This window comes from Nordella sp. HKS 07 (assembly GCF_011046735.1).
Lineage (GTDB): Bacteria > Pseudomonadota > Alphaproteobacteria > Rhizobiales > Aestuariivirgaceae > Taklimakanibacter.
In genome coordinates this window covers 5,449,946-5,470,064 of record NZ_CP049258.1, presented here as the reverse complement: position 1 = coordinate 5,470,064, position 20,119 = coordinate 5,449,946, and the positions used below count along the sequence as shown (strand labels likewise).

The following is a 20,119-nucleotide window of genomic DNA, read 5'->3' as shown; positions in this document are numbered from 1 at the left end:
CGATGGGCGGGGTCTATAGCAGAGGGTTTTGGGGGATTCCACTAGAAATGAGGTCAGGTAAATCCTCCGCAATGAGGCCAGGGGCGGCAAATTTCCGGGCGGCCTCCCCATGCAGCCACATGGCCGCCGCCGCCGCCCCGAACGCCTCCATACCTTGCGCCAGGAGCCCGGTCACGAGCCCCGCCAGAACGTCGCCCGAACCCGCTGTGGCGAGGCTCGGCGGGGCGTTGCTGTTGATGACCGCCAGGCCTTCCGCATTTGCCGCGACACTGTCCGGGCCTTTCAGCAGGACGACCGCGCCGGAGCGCTTCGCGGCCGCGATCGCGCGCTCATACTTGGAATCAGAATCTGCGATCAGATCATTGAAAAGGCGATAGAATTCGCCATCATGCGGGGTCATCACGACAGGCCGTCCCGGGAGCTCGGAGATGGCCCCGAAAAGCTCGCCCGGAACAGTTGCGAAGGATGTCAGGGCATCGGCATCGAGGACCACCGCGGCCCCGCTGGCCAATGCGGCGCGGACCTTGGCCCGGGTCTCGGAGCCAATGCCAGAAGCGGGTCCGATACAGACGGCGTTCTTACGCCTGTCTTCGAGAAGCCGCCCGAGGGCCAACGCATCATCGGCCTCGGCCAGCATGATCGCGGTCAGATGCGCTTCATTGGCGGCCATGGCCGACCTTGACGACGCGATGGTGACGAGCCCCGCCCCTACCCTGAGCGCGCTTCTCGCGGCGAGTCGGGCGGCCCCGGTCTGATGCGCGGCGCCTGACACGACCACGGCATGGCCGCGCTGGTATTTGTGCCGGCCGGTTCCCGCCACCGGCAGGAACGGCGCTGCATTCTCGGAAAGCGGAGGCGCGATCTCGGCCAGGACCTCTTCCGGTATGCCGATATCGGCGACGACCGTCTCGCCGCAGTGGTCCCGCCCCGGCATCAGAACATGGCCGGGCTTCTTGCGGAAGAAGGTGACCGTCAGGTCGGCGCGGAAGGCATCAGGCCGCGCCTGCCCCGTCGCGCCATCGATGCCCGACGGCACATCGATGGCGATCACCGGCACTTTCACCTCACCGATGAGCTTCAACAGATTGGCCGGCAGCGGCTTCGACAGGCCGGCGCCGAACACGGCATCGACGATCAGGCCGGCGCCGTCCAGGGTAGTCACCGTTTCGAATGGGCCACCCCAACGTTTGGCCATGATCGCCGCGTCGCCCTTGAGACGCGCGTGATCGCCGAGGAGCGCCACGCGTACCGGCCAGCCCCAGCCGCGCAGAAGGCGCGCGACGACGAAGCCGTCGCCGCCATTGTTGCCGGGCCCGCAGAGTACGAGCGTCGGGCGGGCACCGAAACGCCGCAGCATCTCCTCGGCCACGGCACGTCCGGCCCTCTCCATGAGTGTCAGCGACGCGACGCCCGCCGCAACGGCGAGCGCGTCGGCGCGGTACATTTGCTCAGGGCTCAGCAGCGCATGGGTGTACATGCGCTCATGTTTGCCGGGCCTACCGGCCCGCCGCAAGCCGTTACTTCTTCTTGGAGGGCGCGCTGATCGACCATTCATGGCCGAAAGGATCCTTCAGGAGGCCCCAGCGGTCGCCCCAGAACTGATCGTCGAGCGGCATCACGACGGTGGCGCCGGCCTTCGTGGCGCGCTCCCACCATTGGTCGGGATCATCGACGCGCAACGCCATCATGACGCCCGACGGCGCCGTGATGGGCGAGCCATATTCGGGAAAAGCGTCCATGAGGAATACATCATGGTCATTCAATCTCAGATGAGCATGCATCAGGCGTTTGCCATCCTCGGCATCGTGGCGGACGACCTCCTCGGCGCCGAAGGCCTTCTTGTAGAATTCGATGGCGGCCTTGGCGTTGTCGTTGATCGTCATATGCGGGATCAGGGTATTGGCATAAGGCATAGCACTCTCCATGAAGAACGCCGCCGTCCCGGCTTTGAGACAAGACTACAGAGATCAGGGGCGCGTTGCAAAACGTCGCGCCCAGTCGCTTGTTCGCGCTATGCGCGCGGGCCTGGGGAACTCGTCTGCCCGATTTCGCGTAACAACTCGGTGAACCACGCCGCGCCTGCATCGAAAGGCTTGCCGCCCTTGATGCGCGGGAACTCGATGGCCCGCAACGCGCCGCCCTGCTCCTCGTCATGTCCGATGACACCGCTTTCGCCCTTGAGGCCAGAGGCGACGGCGAGCGCCACCATGTCGCGGATGAGCGCCAGGTCCTGCGCATTGGCGGCGGCGGAGCGGGCGAAATAGCCCGATTTCTGCACCAGAGTGCGCTCGGCGCCGATCAGCTTGGCGAAGCGCTTCGAGAACCAGTCGCCGACATTGATCTTGTCGATCTTGACGTGACCAAACGCATCGCGCTCGATGGCCTCGCCGCGCGCCTCCATCTCGTGCACGAGGTCGGCGACACCTGCCCCTTCACTGAGAAATATGGCGACCGCCCCCTTGGCGTCCATCACCGCGCGCAGTCTTGCCGCCTCGCCCTCGATATCGACGGGAAGCTCGGGCACATAAAGCGCGTCGATGTCTTTCTGCACCACACCGAATTGCAGCATCGGCGTTGCTTTCATGCGCCGGCGATAGGCCTGCGCGGTCGCCGCGGCGAGCCAGCCGGAATGCCGGCCCATGATTTCATGGATCACCAAGGTGCGTGGCGCGGTGCTCAGCTCATTGACGACATTCTCGAAGAAAATCGCTCCCTGCTCGGCCGCCGTCACGGCGCCCAGCGACTGGCGGATCGGCACGATGTCGTTGTCGATCGTCTTGGGGAGGCCTACCACAGTCAGATGATGGCCTTGCGTGGCGAGGAAGCGGGCGAGATCGGCCGCGGTCGTATTGGTGTCGTCGCCACCGATCGTATGGAGGATAGTGACGCCGTCCCGGCGCAATTGCGCCGCCGCGACGGCAAGCGGATCCTCCCCGTCCTTGATCAGCCCACGCTTCACCAGATCGGCGGCATTGGTGAGTTTCACCCGGCTGTTGCCGATGGGACTCCCGCCCTGGCGATGCAGAAGATGAGCCTGGGCACGGATCTCGTCGCTGATGGTGATCACGTTGCCGGTGAGCAGGCCCTGATAGCCGTAGAGATAGAAGATGATCTCGGCAGCGGGCGCGGCGGCGCTGTAATTCTCGATCAATCCGCCGACGGCGGAGGAAAGGCACGGCGCAAGCCCGCCGGCGGTCAATATCGCGACTCGGGTCATGCCCTGTCCTATCGCGCCGTCCCGTCGAAGAAAAGTCGCATCAAGGGTCGTTTCGGCGATCGGCGCGCCACTTCTTTGAAGCCCAGTTCGCGGAACACCGAGGCGAAGCCGATGAATCCCTCGCCCCACGTCAAGTGAGCGTCGGTATCGATCGGACAGACATCGAGCGCCACGGCCTTCTTCTTCCGCGCATAGGCGATTGCCGCCTTGGCGAGATCGGTCATCAGGCCCCGCTTCCTGTGGCCGGTGCGCACATAGAAGCAGGTGATGGCGTAGTGCTTCGCCGGCGTCTTCCCCGGCTCGAGTCGCGAGACCTTCGCCTTCTCGAAGCGGGTGACATGGGCGCGCGGCGAGACGGCCACCCAGCCGATCGCCTGGCCCTCCTCATAGAGAAGCAGCCCGGGCGCCGGCCCGGTCTTCACGCAGGATCTGAAGGCGCTCTTGCGCTTTTTCCGGCCCATGGCACGGAAATCGACGCCGGTCAGCCTGGGCCACATGCACCAGCAGCCCGAATTGGCACCCTTCTCCGGCCCGAAAAGCTTCTCGACATCGGCCCAGCGCGACGGCGTCAACGGATGAACCGTGAAACTCGGCTCCGCTCTGGCTGTCTTGCTCATGCGCGACAAATAACCCAGATCGGCAAATTTGTCCGTTGCCGGATTTGCATGCCTAAGGCTTGAGCGAATGCCTTATAAATAGGCACGTGAATCACCTGGGAATTTTACGCCCATAAAATATCCCTTTGATTCCATTACAACTTTAGTCCCAACGCCAATTGGCACGCGCCCTGCAATCAGGGTGCCTGATCACAACAGGGGTGTGCATGAAAAAGATCGAGGCCATCATCAAGCCGTTCAAGCTCGACGAAGTGAAGGAAGCTCTGCAAGAGGTCGGACTGCAAGGCATCACCGTCACCGAGGCCAAGGGCTTCGGCCGGCAAAAGGGGCATACCGAGCTCTATCGCGGCGCTGAATACGTCGTCGACTTCCTGCCCAAGGTGAAGATCGAGATCGTGCTTGCCGATGAACTGGTCGACAAGGCCGTCGAGGCGATCCAGAACGCGGCGCGAACGGGGCGCATCGGCGACGGCAAGATCTTCATTTCAACCATCGATCAGGCGATCCGCATCCGTACCGGCGAATCCGGCACGGACGCGCTCTGATCGCTCCAGCTCTTAAAGACAACCAAGCCAAGCAAGGGACTAACAGAAAATGGCAAAGGCAAAAGACGCCGACGCGGTGATGAAGCTTCTCAAGGAGAAGGACGTGAAGTTCGTCGATCTCCGCTTCACCGATCCGCGCGGCAAGATGCAGCATCTGACGATGGACGTGTCGCAGATGACCGAAGACGCTTTCGCGGAAGGACTGATGTTCGACGGCTCCTCGATCGCCGGCTGGAAGGCGATCAACGAATCCGACATGGTGCTGATGCCGGATCCCTCCACCGCGCACATGGACCCCTTCTATGCGCAGACGACGCTCGCTGTCTTCTGCGACATCCTCGAACCGTCGACGGGTGAAGGCTATGCGCGCGACCCGCGCATGATCGCCAAGCGCACCGAGGCCTATCTCAAGCAGACCAAGCTCGGCGACACGATCTATGTGGGACCCGAGGCCGAGTTCTTCATCTTCGACGATGTGCGTTTCTCGTCCTCGCCCTACAATACCGGCTTCAAGCTCGACTCGATCGAGCTGCCAACCAACACCGACCGCGAATACGAGACGGGCAATCTCGGTCACCGTATGCGCACCAAGGGCGGCTATTTCCCGATGAATCCGATGGATTCGGCGCAGGATATGCGCTCGGAGATGCTCTCGGTCATGGGCCAGATGGGCGTCTCAATCGAAAAGCACCATCACGAGGTGGCGGCCGCCCAGCATGAGCTCGGCACGAAGTTCCAGTCGCTCGTCACCGCCGCCGATCACATGCAGATCTACAAATATGTGATCCACAATGTGGCGCATGCCTATGGCAAGACCGCCACCTTCATGCCGAAGCCGGTCTTCGGCGACAACGGCTCGGGCATGCATTGCCATTTCTCGATCTGGAAGGACGGCAAGACGCAGATGGCCGGCAACCAGTATGCCGATCTGTCGGAGCTGTGCCTCTATTTCATCGGCGGCGTGATCAAGCATGCCAAGGCCTGCAACGCCTTCACCAACCCGTCGACCAACTCCTACAAGCGTCTGGTGCCGGGCTACGAGGCGCCGGTGCTGCTCGCCTATTCATCGCGCAACCGCTCGGCGTCGTGCCGCATTCCGCACACATCCAACCCCAAGGCCAAGCGCGTCGAAGTGCGCTTCCCCGATCCGACCGCCAATCCCTATCTGGGCTTCTCGGCGCTGGTGATGGGGGGCCTCGACGGCATCGTGAACAAGATTCATCCGGGCGATGCCATGGACAAGAATCTCTACGATCTGCCGCCGGCCGAGCTCAAGGGCATCCCGACGGTGTGCGGGTCACTGCGCGAGGCGCTCACCTCCCTCGACAAGGACCGCGAGTTCCTCAAGAAGGGCGGCGTGTTCACCGACGATCAGATCGACAGCTTCATCGAGCTCAAGATGGAAGAGAATATGCGCTACGAGATGATGCCGCATCCCGTCGAGTTCGACATGTATTACAGCTGCTGAGACTACCCCTGGGAACTTGAGGCCGGATGGAAACATCCGGCCTTTTCTTTATTAGCCTCGCCCCGTGAAACGGGAGAGGGAGGGACCCGCCGCGCAGCGGCGGGAGGGTGAGGGGCCTCTGCCAGTCTTGAGAGAAGCCCTCACCTTCCCATTGCTTCGCAATGGGCCCCTTCCTCTCCCCGCTGCGCGGGGCGAGGTGAATTATCCCTCAAATTCCTTATGCCGATACACCTCGCGACCGCCGAGCAAAGTCAGCATCACTTCGGTGCCGGCGATCTCATAGGGATCGATGGCGAAAAGGTCGCGGTCGAGCACGATGAGATCGGCATATTTGCCCTGCTCCAGCGAGCCGGTGTCGGCCGAGCGCCAGGCGGCGGCGGCGGCATTCACCGTATAACCCTTGATGCATTCATCGAGCGTCATGCGCTCCTCGGGCAAAAAGACCGGATGGTCGCGGCCCATTTCCGGCGGCTGGCGGGTGATCGCCGTCTGCATGATCGGGAACGGATTGAGCGTCGTGACGCTCCAGTCGCTCGACATGGCGCAGGTGGCGCCGGCATCGATGAGCGAGCGGAACGGATAGATCCAGCGGGCCTTGGGACCGGCGATCGGCACCGCGATCTCGGTGACCGACGCCTCGCTCCTCGCCCACAGCGGCTGGATATTGGGCATGACGCCGAGCTTGGCGAAGCGCGGAATGTCGTCGGGATCGACGACCTGGACATGCGCCAATTGATGCAGGCTCGGCCAGGCGCCGTTCACCTCGCGCGCCGCCTCGAGCGCGTCAAGTGCCGAGCGCACCGCCTTGTCGCCGATGACATGGCAATGGATCTGGAAGCGCGCCCGATCGAAGGCGATGAACAGCTCGCGCAGATGGTTTTCGCCGAACATCACCGGCGCATTACCGCCTTGCGCGTCGTGATAATCCTCGATCATTGCGGCAGTGCGGTTCTCGAGCACGCCGTCGAGGAAGAACTTCGCCGAATGAACCTTCAGCATCCCAGAGTCGAAGTCGCGGCGGAAGCCTTCGACACGCGTGAGCGCCCCCTCGACCGTGTCGGTGGGCTCGACGAGCGCGGTCGACGCCACGCGCACGGTCAGCCCGGTCGATTTGTCTACCGCGCGATAGGCATTCAGATGTCGCTCAGTGACGAGCGCGTCGAGCACGCCCGTAAAGCCATGGCGGTTGCACAGAGCCTGGCCATAACGTACGCCCTCCTCCCAGGCGGAGTCAGGCAGCTCCGGCATGCGGTCGCGCGCCCAATAAATGGCCTGCTCATGCAGGAGGCCCGTCGGCACGCCCTTGTCGTCGCGGCTGAAATAGCCGTTCTCGGGATCCTTCACGCTCGCATCGAGCCCGATGAGAGCACAGGCCTTCGAGTTGATGACGGCGCTGTGATAGTCGGAGGAATAGAGCAGCGAGGGGCGATCCGGCACGACGGCGTCGAGCACTTCGCGTGTCAGATTGTGCTCACCGAAAATGCCCGAATACCAGCCATGGCCGTTCACCCATTCCCGTTGCGGATGGCGCCTGGCGAAGTCGGCCAAGGTCGCCTGCAGATCGGGTACGGTGCGAATATGCGCGAGATCCACATTCAAGGCACCGTGCATGCCGCCATCCTGCATATGGATGTGGGTGTCCTGAAAACCCGGCAGAACCAGCCGGCCGCCCGCATCGATGATCCTGGTGGCCTTGCCGGCCAGCGCCCTGATCTCGGCGGTCGTGCCCAGCGCCATCACCCGGCCGTTGCGGGAGGCCAGAGCCTCCACGCGCGGTTTCAATGGGTCCATGGTGCGGATATCGGCGTTGATGAGTATGAGATCTGGCGTCATCGGGTCCTCTCGTTTCTTGTCGTCCGGTCTTTTGTTTCATTCGAGCCGCGCCGGAAAGCCGGGGGCGCGCAGATCGGTGGCGAGCGCATCTTCCAGCAGCTTGACGATCATAGTCGATTGCGCATTGCCGCCAAAGGCTTCCTTGCCTTTCAGAAAGGTATCGCGCGCCAAGGTTGCGAGATCGAGCGGCACCCCGAACTCCTCGCCGAATTTCATGGCGAAGCCCAGATCCTTGAGCGCCAGGTCCATGGTGAAGGCGATGTCGTAGCTCCCATTGAGGATGAGCTGACCTTCCGTCTCATGCACGAAGCTGGTGCCCGAGCTCGCGGCGATCGCCTTCCAGGCCTGGGCCAGATCGAGGCCGCCGCGCTTGGCCAGCATCAGCGCCTCGCCGTCGGCGATAAGATGGATGAAGGCCAGCATGTTGGTGATGACCTTGATCACCGCCGCCGAGCCCAGCGGTCCCATATGGAAGAGCCGGCCGCCCATGGCTTCGAGCGCCGGCCGGTGCCGGTCGAGCAGGCCGGCATCGCCGCCGGCGAGCAAGGTGATCTCGCCACGCGCCGCCAGATGCACGCCGCCGGTCACCGGGCATTCGAGCACCCTGATGCCGTGGCTCTGTGCCAACGCCGCAAGCCGCGCGATGTCCTCGCGGCCAAGCGTCGACATCTCGATCCAGTCGCCGGTGAAGCCGGCGCCGATCAGTTCGCGCAAGACCGCTTCCGATACGGCGGGCGACGGCAGGCAGGTGAAAACGGCTGTGCATGTTCTGGCAAGTTCGGCCGGCGTGTCGACCCATACGGCACCGAGCTCTACGTGTCTTTCGCCCCGCGCCCTGTCGCGGTCGCAGACGGTGACCGCGAAACCCTTGATGGTAAGGCTCGCGGCCAGATGGCCGCCGAGATTGCCGAGGCCGATATATCCGTAGCGCATGTCAGTCGATCGGCCGTTCGGTCATTTCGAGATGAAGCTTCGTCCCCGTGTAAGGATGCGCCAGTGCCACCTCCTCGTCGAGCTCGATGCCAAGGCCCGGTTCCGTCGGCAGCAGCACGCGGCCCGCTTCCCAGCGAATCGGCTTCTTGAGGATCCTGGCATGGAAGCCGCCCCAGTTTTCGATGCTTTCGAGAATGAGAAAATTGGGCAATGAGGCGGCGAAATGGATATTGGCAGCACCTTCCACAGGCCCCGCATAGAGATGCGGAGCAATCTGCGCGTAACGGGTCTCGGCCATGGCGGTGATCTTCTTCGCCTCCATGATGCCGCCGACACGGCCCAGCGCCATTTGCAGGATCGAGGCGGCGCCGGTCTCGAGCACGCGGGCGAATTCATATTTGGTAACGAGCCGCTCGCCGGTCGCCACCGGAATGGAGGTGGCGCGCGCCACCTTGGCCATTTCCTCAGGCATCTCAGGCGGCGTCGGCTCCTCGAACCAAAGCGGCTCATAGGGCTCGAGGCGCCTCGCGAGTCTTATCGCGCCCGATGCGGTGAACTGGCCATGGGTCCCGAACAGAAGATCGGCCTTGGCGCCGACCGCCTCGCGGATCAGCCGGCAGAACTTGCCGCAGAGCTCGAGGGTGGCGAGCGAAGGCTGGCGCGGATCGAATACAGAGTAAGGCGCTGCCGGATCGAACTTCACCGCGGTAAAGCCCTGTTGCACATAGTGCGCGGCACGCTCGGCCGAGGCCTCGGCATTCCAGTAGATCGAATCGTCCTGGCCCCTGGCGATGTCGGGATAGATGTAAGTGTAGGAACGCAGGCTCTCATGCACGCGCCCGCCCAGCAATTCATAGACGGGCTTGCCCAGCGCCTTGCCCTTGATGTCCCACAGCGCGATCTCGATGCCGGAGAGGACGGCCATCAACGAGGCGTCGGGGCGCAAAGTGTAACCGGTGCCATAGACCTTGCGCCACAAAGCCTCGATATGGAAGGGATCCATCCCCTCGACATGACGGGCGAAGACGTCCTCGATCATGGCGGTCATGGCCTTGGGGCCGAACGTATCGCAATAGACCTCGCCGATGCCGCTGACATTGTCGTCGGTGGTGAGCTTGACGAAGATGAAATAGCGTCCGCCCCAACCGGGCGGTGGATTGCCGACGATGAAAATCCTCAGGTCTCTGATCCTCACGCGCTCGCTCCCTATTTTGCGTCAGCTTCGCCGGAGCTTCAGGCCGGCGCAAGGGCCAGCCGCCTTGACCAACTAGACCAAGGCCCGCAGAGCCTCGGGCAACGCTTCGGCGAAAAGGTCGAGCTCGGCATCGGGCGCGGCACTCACTCTGATGCAGCGGTTGAGCGGAGAGACACCCGGCATGCGCACGAAGATGCCGCGCGCGATCAGCCCGTCCAGCAGGCTCTTGGCATAGCTCCCGTCACGGCCGCAATCAATGGTGACGAAATTGGTGGCTGACGGCAGCGGCGAAAGACCGTTCTGGCGCGCAATGTCGCTGATGCGCCGTCGGGCGCGCTCCACCTTGGCGGTCACCTCGCGCAGATAGGATTGATCGGCAAGCGCCGCGAGCGCCGCCGCTTGCGCCAGGCGGTTGACGCCGAAATGATTGCGCACCCTGTCGAAGCTCTTCACCAATTCGGCTTCTCCGATCACATAGCCGATGCGGGCGCCGGCAAGCCCATAGGCCTTGGAGAATGTGCGGAAACGCAGCAACTTCGGGTTGCCGATGTCGATCGGCGGAAGCGTCCCTTGCGGAGCGAATTCGCCATAGGCCTCATCGAGGATCAGAAGCGCGCCGTCGGGAATATTGGCGATGAGCTCTGCGACAGCGGTGGCGGGCCACCAGGATCCCATCGGATTGTCGGGATTGGCGAAGAAGATGAGGCGGGCTTTCTCCGCGCGCGCCAGATCGAGAAGAGCGGTGGGATTCTCGCGGTCGTCCCGATAGGGAGTCGTCACCAGCCGGCCGCCATATCCGTTCACGTGAAAATTGAAGGTCGGATAGGCGCCAAGCGATGTGGCCACGACGATACCGGGTGCCACGAACATGCGGACCGCATAGCCGAACAGCGCATCGATCCCCTCGCCCACCGCGATGTTCTGAGGCTTCACGCCGTGATGGCGGGCGAGCGCCTGCTTGAGATCGTGATTCTCGGGGTCGCAATATTTCCAGACGTCACTTGCCGCCGCTTCGAGCGCCTTGACGACGCTCGGTGCAGGGCCGAAGCCACTCTCATTGGCGCCGAGCCTTGCCCTAAAGGCAATTCCGCGCTGGCGCTCCAGGGCCTCCGGGCCGACAAAAGGCACCGTCGAAGGCAAAGCGTCGACCACGGGCGTCATCGGTATGCGGGACACGAAAGGCTCCACTTCCTGAAAAACCGAGCTATCGCATGCAAGCTGAGGCAAGGCAAACCGCACTGTGACCTTCGCGCAACAGTCACAAACATAACAGTAGGAGTCACAGGCTCGTGAGCTTGGCGGGCGAGCGAAAACGGGTAAAAGGAGCGCGAAATGAATCGCGTATCCGAATTCTCCTTGCGCCACGTCACGGTTGCCATTGTGTTCCTGTGCCTGGCGGCGCTCACCTTCTGCCAGCTTCTGGGCCCCACGGCGCGGCTGAACTATGCCTTCGCGCCGGCGGATTTATCGGAACAGATGCAGGTCGTCGCGACGATTCAGACGGCGGGTGCGCATAGCCCCCTGCCGCCCCGCTGCGCCAGCGTCAAGCTGGCTCCTTTCGAGATTAGGACCGCCAGCTTCGAGCAGGAGCTCGTGGCCTGCGACATCACGAGCGCGCAGCTCTCGATACCGCCGCACATCGCGGAACTCGGCGTTCCCACGCCGCCACCCCGGGCAGCCTGATCTCCTCACAGGTTCGCTAACCGGCCGCCGCCTACCTGCCGCGGTCTCTTTCACTTGAATCAAGGATAGTCTCTCATGCCGATCACCCGGCGCATATTTCTTCTCAGCGGCATCGGCGCGGCCCTCAGCGCCTGCGTCCAGGACGACGGCGAAGGCATCACCGCCGAGCCCACCGGTTCCGATCCCACGACATTCGCTTCGAGCTATGGCGCGCTGCCCAATGAGCAGTTCCCCATCCCGGCTGTAGACTTGAAGAAGCTCAAGCCCAAATACCGCCGCCGGATTGTCGATTTCCAGACCGCCGAGATTCCGGGCACGATCATCGTCGATACGCCCAGCCGCTACCTCTATCTCGTGCTCGAGAACGGCCAGGCGATGCGCTACGGCGTCGGCATCGGCCGTGACGGTTTCACCTGGGGTGGCCGCGGCCGCATCCAGTACAAGCGCGCCTGGCCGCGCTGGACGCCGCCTTCCGAAATGATCGATCGGCAGCCGGAGCTCGAGAAATACCGCAATGGCATGGAGCCGGGCCTCGACAATCCGCTCGGCGCCCGTGCGCTCTATATCTTCCAGAACGGCCAGGATACGCTCTACCGCCTGCATGGCACGCAGGATGCCTCGACCATCGGCAAGGCCGTCTCGTCCGGCTGCGTCCGTCTCGTCAACCAGGATGTGATCGATCTCTTCAACCGGGCGCGTCCCGGCGCCTCGATCATCGTGCGGCAGAGCCGCGGCGAGGATATCGCGCAGAAGGAATCGCATCAGACCGTTGGCGCCATCTAGCGCGCATCCCGGCGAAGTGGAATCACTTCGCCGAAAGGGGTTCGCGCCAGATGAATATTTTGGAGCAAATCCTCGTCGCCAAAGACTTCAACTTTGGCGGGATTTGCTCTAAGGCGCGATCCCCAATAAGGAAAAAGGCCGGAGCAATCTCCGGCCTTTTTCATTTCTCAGATGAAACAGAGTTCAGATACGGCAGGTGCGCCACTGGCCCGAATTCGACTTGTACTTGCCGGTGTCGGGATTGAAGGAGCGATATTTGCGCGAGCAGGCCTTCACCCAGGCGCGGCTGCCCGGCTCGTAGCTGCTGGCGCCCTGATAACTCCCACCGCTCTGATAATTGTCCATGCAATTGGCATAGGCATTGTCATAGGCGCGGCGATAGCGGTCGCTGGTGACGCCGGCGCCGAGGAGCGTGCCGCCGACACCGCCGATGATGGCGCCACGGCCGGCGCCTCTGCCATTGTCGATGATGCCGCCGAGGAGAGCGCCGCCGACCGCGCCGCCAACCGTGCCGACGAGCACATCGGCGCCGCCATTGGTCTTGCGGCTCGCGACGTCGCGAGCATAGGAATCACAATAACCACGCGGGCTGGCGGACGCTGCTCCGGCAAAACCCGCCGTGACGGCAACCGCCAACGCGGCGCCTACGCATTTTGCCAAAACTGTTCGATTCATGCCGTTCTCCTCATGAAGTGTTAACTCCTCACTTAGGAAGCGATTGTGGCCGGCCCGGGGCAGCCGCGAACTGCGTCAAACAGGCCCGTGCCGCGGCGACGGCGGTCGAGAAACAGGCCTGCAGCAGGTAGCCGCCGGTCGGCGCCTCCCAGTCCAGCATTTCGCCCACCGCATAGACGCGTGGCCACGCTTTGAGTTCGAAGCTGCCGTCGACCTCGCTGAGCGCCAAGCCGCCGGCCGAGGAAATGGCGCGCGCCAGCGTGTCGGTGCCGGTGACGGTCAGCGCGACGGACTTGATTTGGGCTGCTGTCGCAGGCGCCCCGGCTTCGCGCAGAAGCGCAATCGCCACCGGCGAGAGTCCCGCCGCCTTGCGCAGGAAGTTGCTCTGCGACGCCTTGCCCTTCGGCCTTGCCAGCCGCGCTTCCAGCTCATCGAGCGTCAGATCGGGCCTGAGATCGAGCACAAGCCTGCCGGTCTCGCGCAATTGCGGACCCAGCGCATAGATGGCGCCCCCTTCAAGACCGTTGCGGGTGACCACGGCCTCGCCGCGCATCCTGCGGCCGCCGCTCGCGATTTCGATGCGCTTCAAGGGCTTGCCCGCGAAGCGTTCCATAAAATGCGAGGACCAGGCGATAGTGACGCCGCAATTGGCGGAAATGAAATCATTCACCGCGACGCCGCGGCGGCGCAGCATCTCGACCCAGCGCGCATCGGAGCCAAGGCGCGGCCAGCTCGCCCCACCCAAAGCGAGGATCATCGCATCGGCATTCTTGTCGCCCGACCATTCCGACTTGAGATCGAAACCGACACCCAGACCGTCAAGACGCTTCAGCCAGGCGCGCAGCAGCGGCGAGGCCTTCATCGTCTTCGGAAAGACGCGCCCAGAGGAACCGATAAATGTCTCGATGCCGAGGCCGTTGCACCAGGCGATGAGTGCCTCCGGCGGAAAGGCGCGGATGGCGGGTTCGAGAAAGGGGCGCGCCGCGCCATAGCGATCGAGGAAGCGCTCGAGCGGTTCGGAATGCGTGAGATTGAGACCGCCCCTGCCCGCCATCAGGAATTTGCGTGCCGGCGACGCCATATGATCGATCACGCGCACCTGAGCGCCACCTTGCGCCAGGACCTCGGCCGCCGTGAGGCCGGCAGGCCCGGCGCCAATGATATCGACGCTGAAACTCATGATGCGGCATTGCCGCGGCACGCGCCGTCGCTGCAGCATCGGACCGAAAAGTGCGGAGCGGTTTTCGGGTCATCCGATGCGCAAAACAGAGGAATAGAACGCCGAGGCGATTCCATTGGAACGCCCGGCGTTCTAGAACAAACGTATGCGAAAAAGAAACTCATTGCGACTCGGCCTGTCGGCTATGGCGATTGCCCTGCTGTCCGGCCCTCTCCTAGCAAACCAGACACTACCGCCGCAAATCGCCCAGGCGATCAAATCCTGGCAGCAATGCGCAGCCGCCGCCTACAAGGCGGAACGGCAAGTGAAAGCCAGCAAGGATGAGGCCGCGGATGCGAGCTTCGCCGCCTGTCAGTCGCACTATGAGACGGTGGTGGCGCGCGCCGGCGAGAGCGGGCTTGAGCCCGAAGACGTTCGCCAGGCGCTCGACAAGGGCAAGATCGCCCTCAAACAGCAGATGACCGCCCATTGAGGGCGGCCATCGTCGTCTAGTGTCCCGAATCCGAAGCTCGCCACAGCCAGCGGAACCTTCCGAGCGAACTTCGGATTCGGAAGGACACTAGAGAACTCAATGATTCTAGTGTGCTTTTGAACGCGAAGTTCCTGTCGGTGCTAGCCGCCTGATATCAGGAACTTCGCGTTCAGCACACTAGCTAGTAATGCGTCAGCCGCCGAAACGCCAGGTGGCCGAGATCTTGGCGTTGAAGCCCGGCTCGAGATAGGCGTCGCCGCCGGCGCCCAGAACGGCGCTCAGATAATTCACGTATTCGACGTCGAATATGTTCTCGAGGCGCAGGTCGAGCCGGAAATCCTCCGTGACTTCATAGCCGGCGAAAATATTGACCAGCGTATAGTCCTCATCGACGCGCTTGGTGTCGCGCGGATTGGGTGTCGCATCGTTCGGCACATCGTATTCGTATTGGAAGGCGTGCTGAATCTCGCCACCGATGGTGAGGCGCTGCTCGAGAAAGCGGAAGCCCAGGAGAGCGTTCAACTCATTTGGTGGAACGGTGTCCAGCTCATTGCCGTCCTCCTTATTCTTGCTGTCGATGAAAGTACCCGACACGCCGGTAAAGAAGCTGCCGCGATCATAGATCGCCTCGAATTCGATACCCTTCAGAATGACTTCACTGAAATTCTGGTACTGGTAGCAGAAATTCGGATACAGAAATGGCGGATTGCCTGACAAGGGCGCGCAGTTCGGTCCCGGCGGGACCTGGGTCAGGCCGATATAGTCATCGACCGTGTTGTGGAATATCGCCGCCTTGGCACGGATCCCGTCGTCATCGGTGAAGATACCGTCCCTCTTGTAGTTCAGCCCGACTTCGAAAGTATGTGCGGTCTCGGGCGTCAGATCAGGATTGGGCAGGAATGGGAAATAGGCGCCGGCCGGATGGATACCCGTCATCAGCGTTTCGATGACGCTGGGCGAGCGATACCCTTCGGCATAGGTGCCGTAGACCTGGAGGCCGCGCAGGCCCGTCGACTCGAAGGGCTTTATGCCGGCCGTGATGCGAGGCGACAGACGCTCGCCGTCGCTATCGACGTCGCCGTCGTCGCTTTCGAGCGTGTAGGAGTCGTAGCGCAGGCCGCCAATGACTTCGAGCCAGTCGGAGAATTCCAGCTTGTCCTGCGCGAAAGCGCCCCACACTTGACGCTTGCCCGACGGGCTGTAGACGAAAGCGCCGCCGAGCGGATCATCGACATCCACTTTGTCCTCGAACCAGTCGCCGCCTAGCGTAAATGTATGCCGTACGGCCCCGGTTTCGAACCGCGACGTGTTGTTGGTATCAAACCCGGTGGTGACGAGATCGAAGCTGCGCTTGCTGCCGGCCGGCACGAAGATCGGCGTATTGCCATTCTGATTCCATCGCGTGCCGGATTTCAGCGCTGTCTGCTCCTGCTTCGTGTCATTTACATAGCCGCTCAGCGTGAAGTCGATCCATTGACTGCCGGGCGTGTAGCGATATTTGCCGGTGAAGACGTTCTCCTTGAGTTCGCTCTCCTGCGGCATGGTGCCAGGCTCGCGCCAGTCGTTGCTATTGCCGATCCACCCCAGGGTGATCTCGTGACCGTCGGCGGGCCGGATGACGCTCTTCAGGAGGCCGGCTGTAACATCATAGCCCGTCTCATCGACCCGCTCGCCATCGCCGCCCTCGTAATCGTCGCGCTCGCGATAGGTGAAGTTGGCGAGAAGGTCGAAGGCCTCGACCGGCCTGACGGCGCCGGTCACGCTGGTGAGCAGGCCGTCGCCATTGCTCTCATAGCCGCCCTTGACCGCGCCGCCGAACTGCTCGCCTTCGCGCAGGAAGTCGCTGGCCGACTTGGTCTCGAAGACGACGACGCCGCCGATGGCGCCCGAGCCATAGATATTGGCGACAGGACCACGCACCACCGTCACCTGCTTGAGCAGTTCCGGCTCGATCCACATCGAGGCGGCGCTGCCATGGTCGTTGCGGGCGAAATTATTGCGGGCGCCGTCGGTGATCATGGCGACGCGGCCGAAATCCTGAAGCCCGCGGATATTGATGCTGGTGCCGAGGCCGGTACGGTCCTGCGAACCGGCGGTCGCCACGCCCGGCACGCCGCTGAGAATCTGGCCGATATTGGACGGCTGCTTCTGCTGCAACCTCTCCTCGCCGACGACGCTGGTGGCGGTGAGCGAGGACGTCACGTCCTCGTCGAATTTCGAGGCGACGACGGTGATCATGTCGAGAAGGCCGTATTTCTGATCGGCTTCCTCGGTGGCCGGCTGCTGCTGCTCCTGGCCCTGCGCCGGAACGGCGAAAACAAAACTCGTAGCCGTGGCCAGCAGCCACAGCCGCAAATAAGCGGAACGTCCCATGAGACCCCTCTCCCCTGTACCCGTGAAATGCTGGCTACTGGACGAGAGGTCTTTTGCTGGCCGCCGGACTCATGTCCGGCGGCGTTAACTACTGGTATCCGACTAAATCAGTCAAGAATTATCTGGCGCATCCCGACAGTTACGCGGCCTCGCGGCGCAGCGGCTGGCACATGCAATGGACGCCGCCACCGGCCTGGGTGAACATGGTCATGTCCGGGTCGTAGACCTGAAAGCCCGCGGCACGCATCTTGGCGTTGAGGTCGCTCGCGCCGGCGGTCGACAGTACCCGGTCGTTGCCCAGCGCCACCACGTTGCAGCCGAGCGCCATCGTCTCCTTGAAGGTCGCCGGGATGATCTCGATCTTCTTCGATTTGAGCCACTGGACGATGTCGTCCTCGGTGGTCTCGAGACAGACGGCGGCGCAATGCTCGTTGAGCATGCAGACCATCAGATCGATATGGACATAGAACTGGTCGATTGGGGCATATTTGATCTCCCAGCCTTCCTTAACGAACCATTCGGAGACCTGGCGGGCCGCCACTTCCTCGGAGCGGTGGTCGGTGTAGCCGACGAGCGCCACGCCGGGCTTGATGATGTTGAAGTCGCCGCCCTCGAAATTGCCGGCGCTCACCATGTCGTAGATCGGGATGCCGCGCTCCAGATAGAAGCGCAAAACGGCGGCATATTCGCCGCGCCGGCGCGGATTGGCGAGCTGGCAGACGACGGCGCCGTAAGGCGACATGAAGGACGAATCGCGCGCATAGACCTGATAGGGGTTGGTCATGTCGACGGGCAGGAAGTGACAGGTGACGCCGGCGCTTTCATAGGCGTCCACCATCTCGCGGTGCTGGCGCATGGCGAGCTGCTTGTCGAATTTGTAGCCTTTACGTAACGTGTCGCGCACCAGCGACGACCATTGGGCGTTCTCGAGCCCCATCCAGCGGAAGCTCTCGGCGGGGCCGAGCAGCACGTCCTTGAGGGGGCCGGTCTCCGATTTGAGATACCAGTCGCTCATCAGAGGTGTGCCGCCACCTTCTTTGCGGGCGCGCAGGGGTGTGTTGTTCTGGGTCATCGCCTGTCTCCGGTTATTGCTCGCCAAGCTTTCGGCCAGGCCTCGGTCTGGAACAAGGGAGTAATCCTCCCCTCCTCAGTGACAATTCCTCACAAAGCTCACCATTTCCGCCTCAAGCCAGTCGGCGAAAAGGCGGGCTGCCGGCGACACCACGGAAGGCTCGATGAGAAAGTAGGCGGCGAGGCCCTCGACCGACTGCTCAAAGGGACGCACGAGCCGTCCCGCCGCGAGATCGGCGCCGGTTGTGATCATGTCGCCGAGGCAAAGGCCGAGACCTGCGCGGGCGGCTGCGAGGATATGGGCGAAGTCTTCGAAATAGATGCTGTTGGGCGGATCGGCGTCACGCAACGCCGCATGCTCGAGCCAGCGCTTCCAGTTGTCGCCCGCCGGATCGTCGAGGAGCAGCGTGTGATAAGCGAGATCACCCAGCGTCGCGAGGCCCGGGGGCTCGTTGAGCAGGCTCGGGCTGCAGACCGGAAAATAGCGCACATGTGCCAGAAGCCGGACGGTGCAGTCTCGCCACACGGGCTTGCCGAAACGCACAGCCAGGTCGACATCCTTGTCCAGCGCGTCCTCGGGCCGATCGGAAGCGAGGAGCTGGAGCCGCAACGACGGCGCCTGCCGTCGGAAGCCCGCCAGTCGGGGGATCAGCCAGTTAGCGCCAAAAGCCGGCGGAACGGAAAGCCTGAGTTCGCCCTCGACCGCCGCGCCGTCTAGCCTGGCGATCGCATAGCCCAACTGGTCGAGCGCCGCATTCGAGGCGGCGAGCAGCTTGCGCCCGCGTTCGGTCAGGACCAGCCGGTTGCCGGCCCGTTCAAAGAGCGCAAAGCCCAGATGATCCTCGAGATTGCCGATCTGCTTGGAGACCGCGCCATGGGTCACCGACAATTCCTCAGCCGCCTTGCCGAGATGCAGATGCCGTGCCGCTGCCTCGAAGGCGCGGATGGCGTTGAGCGGCGGCAGATGGCGCTTGCGGATCTTCATAACCGTGAAGTTTTCTCACAGCCACGTGCGCAGGGAAAGGGCTGGCGGTTTTCTGACTGTCACGTGCCGCAGGTAGGATTGCTTCCCGCCTGCCGGCGCCGGGAATGTGCGTTTCCTCACCGACGGGCGAAAAGCTTGAGATTACCATCACTTCCGTCACCTCGGGTGAATGCGGCCTGAAGTGATGGTGACCAGGAGCCAGGTGCCATGGGAGATCACGTCAGGAATGAACGCCAGCTGACAGTGCCATTCAGGGTCCCTTCGGTTGCGCGGCTCTAATCTTGCACCAAGTTCGAAATATTGCTTGCAGGGAGACATTAATGCTGTACGCCGTCGTCATTCCGTTCCCGAAACCCGCGTCAAGCCAGATGACGCTCCAGCCGCCGCCGGTCGCGCGCGGCCCCGCCGAGATCGTCATCTTCCCGGGGGTGCGCTATGACCGGATCCCTGAAACCGAGGACCTGTTCGCGATCGCAACCGCGCCGCTCAAGGCGCCGTCCAAGCGGAAATGATCACCAGTTCCCGGCCTTCCATTTTATGGAGCATCCCATCGAGGCTATCTGGTCGCGCGGGCCCTGGCCCGTCCGGGCGACTTCCTGCATGGCCTCGTAAAGATCGCGACGCGCATCGGCCACCGGGGCCTTGCGCGATTCGTCGAGCCGACCCCGGTATTGCAGCTCATCTCGGGCGTTGAAGCCGAAGAAGTCGGGCGTGCAGACGGCGTCATAGGCGCGCGCCACTTCCTGGCTCTCATCATGCAGATACGGAAATGGGAATCCGTTTTCCCTCGCGAAGACCTTCATATTGTCGAAGGAATCCTCCGGGTATTCGGTCGCGTCGTTGGAGCAGATCGCCGCCACGCCGATGCCCGCCTTCTGCAGGTCCCTGGCATCACGCACCAGCTTCTCCGTGATGGCCTTCACATAGGGGCAATGGTTGCAGATGAAAACCAGAAGCGTGCCCTTGGACCCTCTCAGATCGGCAAGGCCATAGGTCTTGCCGTCGGTCGCCTTCAGGCGGAAGTCCCGGGCTTTCCAGCCGAAATCGCAGATGGACGGCGTCGCTGACATGGCGGGCCTCAACCCTGTT

Annotated in this window: 20 protein-coding genes; 6 read left to right on the top strand and 14 right to left on the bottom strand. The window is 62.9% G+C overall.

The window, feature by feature from the left end:
- Positions 1-13: 13 nt before the first annotated feature.
- The 4 genes from G5V57_RS25685 to G5V57_RS25670 all read right to left on the bottom strand — a co-directional run bounded on the left by G5V57_RS25685 (position 14) and on the right by G5V57_RS25670 (position 3,834).
- The gene (locus tag G5V57_RS25685; RefSeq protein WP_165170694.1) at positions 14-1,477 is read right to left on the bottom strand and encodes an NAD(P)H-hydrate dehydratase; all 1,464 of its coding nucleotides are present in this window, start codon (positions 1,475-1,477) and stop codon (positions 14-16) included.
- A 40-nt stretch (positions 1,478-1,517) separates the two neighbouring features.
- Positions 1,518-1,913: a glyoxalase/bleomycin resistance/extradiol dioxygenase family protein gene (locus G5V57_RS25680; protein ID WP_246737364.1), complete on the bottom strand. Its 396-nt coding sequence runs from the start codon at positions 1,911-1,913 to the stop codon at positions 1,518-1,520.
- Positions 1,914-2,011: 98 nt separating this feature from the next.
- Positions 2,012-3,217 (bottom strand): pyrophosphate--fructose-6-phosphate 1-phosphotransferase, encoded by a 1,206-nt coding sequence (locus G5V57_RS25675; protein ID WP_165170690.1) that lies wholly within the window; start codon positions 3,215-3,217, stop codon positions 2,012-2,014.
- An 8-nt stretch (positions 3,218-3,225) separates the two neighbouring features.
- On the bottom strand, positions 3,226-3,834 hold the full coding sequence (locus G5V57_RS25670; protein WP_165170688.1) for a GNAT family N-acetyltransferase: 609 nt from the start codon (positions 3,832-3,834) through the stop codon (positions 3,226-3,228).
- Positions 3,835-4,040: 206 nt separating this feature from the next.
- Here G5V57_RS25670 and G5V57_RS25665 point away from each other — a divergent pair, with 206 nt between their 5' ends.
- Both G5V57_RS25665 and glnA read left to right on the top strand, forming a co-directional pair.
- Positions 4,041-4,379, top strand: a complete 339-nt coding sequence (locus G5V57_RS25665; RefSeq protein WP_119269018.1) for a P-II family nitrogen regulator — start codon at positions 4,041-4,043, stop codon at positions 4,377-4,379.
- 79 nt (positions 4,380-4,458) lie between these two features.
- Positions 4,459-5,847, top strand: a complete 1,389-nt coding sequence (gene glnA, locus G5V57_RS25660; RefSeq protein WP_371744836.1) for a type I glutamate--ammonia ligase — start codon at positions 4,459-4,461, stop codon at positions 5,845-5,847.
- A 201-nt stretch (positions 5,848-6,048) separates the two neighbouring features.
- On the opposite strand, the gene G5V57_RS25655 is transcribed toward glnA, so the two are convergent.
- The 4 genes from G5V57_RS25655 to G5V57_RS25640 form a co-directional block, all read right to left on the bottom strand.
- A complete protein-coding gene (locus G5V57_RS25655) occupies positions 6,049-7,680 on the bottom strand; it encodes an amidohydrolase (protein ID WP_165170684.1) in 1,632 nt (543 codons plus the stop codon).
- A gap of 36 nt (positions 7,681-7,716) precedes the next feature.
- Positions 7,717-8,613, bottom strand: coding sequence for an NAD(P)-dependent oxidoreductase (locus tag G5V57_RS25650; RefSeq protein ID WP_165170682.1), 897 nt, complete (start codon positions 8,611-8,613; stop codon positions 7,717-7,719).
- Between the two features lies 1 nt (position 8,614).
- Complete coding sequence (locus G5V57_RS25645) at positions 8,615-9,808, bottom strand: mandelate racemase/muconate lactonizing enzyme family protein (protein WP_165170680.1); 1,194 nt, start codon at positions 9,806-9,808, stop codon at positions 8,615-8,617.
- Positions 9,809-9,880: 72 nt separating this feature from the next.
- Entirely contained in the window at positions 9,881-10,969 is a 1,089-nt protein-coding gene (locus G5V57_RS25640; RefSeq protein ID WP_165174260.1) for a pyridoxal phosphate-dependent aminotransferase, read from the bottom strand.
- A gap of 171 nt (positions 10,970-11,140) precedes the next feature.
- Between G5V57_RS25640 and G5V57_RS25635 the strand changes: the two genes are divergently transcribed.
- Together G5V57_RS25635 and G5V57_RS25630 are read left to right on the top strand one after the other, a co-directional pair.
- The gene (locus G5V57_RS25635) at positions 11,141-11,491 is read left to right on the top strand and encodes a hypothetical protein (protein ID WP_165170678.1); all 351 of its coding nucleotides are present in this window, start codon (positions 11,141-11,143) and stop codon (positions 11,489-11,491) included.
- A 75-nt stretch (positions 11,492-11,566) separates the two neighbouring features.
- Entirely contained in the window at positions 11,567-12,274 is a 708-nt protein-coding gene (locus tag G5V57_RS25630; RefSeq protein ID WP_165170676.1) for a L,D-transpeptidase, read from the top strand.
- 183 nt (positions 12,275-12,457) lie between these two features.
- On the opposite strand, the gene G5V57_RS25625 is transcribed toward G5V57_RS25630, so the two are convergent.
- Positions 12,458-12,949 carry a BA14K family protein gene (locus tag G5V57_RS25625; protein WP_165170674.1) on the bottom strand — a complete coding sequence of 164 codons (492 nt, stop codon included), beginning with the start codon at positions 12,947-12,949 and terminating at the stop codon, positions 12,458-12,460.
- A 28-nt stretch (positions 12,950-12,977) separates the two neighbouring features.
- Positions 12,978-14,129, bottom strand: coding sequence for a TIGR03862 family flavoprotein (locus G5V57_RS25620; RefSeq protein WP_165170672.1), 1,152 nt, complete (start codon positions 14,127-14,129; stop codon positions 12,978-12,980).
- Positions 14,130-14,313: 184 nt separating this feature from the next.
- On the opposite strand from G5V57_RS25620, the gene G5V57_RS25615 reads away from it, so the two are divergent.
- A complete protein-coding gene (locus G5V57_RS25615) occupies positions 14,314-14,601 on the top strand; it encodes a hypothetical protein (RefSeq protein ID WP_165170670.1) in 288 nt (95 codons plus the stop codon).
- Between the two features lie 192 nt (positions 14,602-14,793).
- Here the strand turns inward: G5V57_RS25615 and G5V57_RS25610 are convergent, their stop codons facing one another.
- The 3 genes from G5V57_RS25610 to G5V57_RS25600 all read right to left on the bottom strand — a co-directional run bounded on the left by G5V57_RS25610 (position 14,794) and on the right by G5V57_RS25600 (position 19,030).
- Positions 14,794-16,974 (bottom strand): TonB-dependent hemoglobin/transferrin/lactoferrin family receptor, encoded by a 2,181-nt coding sequence (locus G5V57_RS25610; RefSeq protein WP_165170668.1) that lies wholly within the window; start codon positions 16,972-16,974, stop codon positions 14,794-14,796.
- A 139-nt stretch (positions 16,975-17,113) separates the two neighbouring features.
- Positions 17,114-18,046 (bottom strand): dimethylarginine dimethylaminohydrolase family protein, encoded by a 933-nt coding sequence (locus G5V57_RS25605; protein WP_165170666.1) that lies wholly within the window; start codon positions 18,044-18,046, stop codon positions 17,114-17,116.
- Between the two features lie 75 nt (positions 18,047-18,121).
- On the bottom strand, positions 18,122-19,030 hold the full coding sequence (locus G5V57_RS25600; RefSeq protein WP_165170664.1) for a LysR substrate-binding domain-containing protein: 909 nt from the start codon (positions 19,028-19,030) through the stop codon (positions 18,122-18,124).
- A gap of 320 nt (positions 19,031-19,350) precedes the next feature.
- Between G5V57_RS25600 and G5V57_RS25595 the strand changes: the two genes are divergently transcribed.
- Complete coding sequence (locus tag G5V57_RS25595; protein WP_165170662.1) at positions 19,351-19,542, top strand: hypothetical protein; 192 nt, start codon at positions 19,351-19,353, stop codon at positions 19,540-19,542.
- On the opposite strand, the gene G5V57_RS25590 is transcribed toward G5V57_RS25595, so the two are convergent.
- A complete protein-coding gene (locus G5V57_RS25590; RefSeq protein WP_165170660.1) occupies positions 19,543-20,100 on the bottom strand; it encodes a thioredoxin family protein in 558 nt (185 codons plus the stop codon).
- Positions 20,101-20,119: the final 19 nt, after the last annotated feature.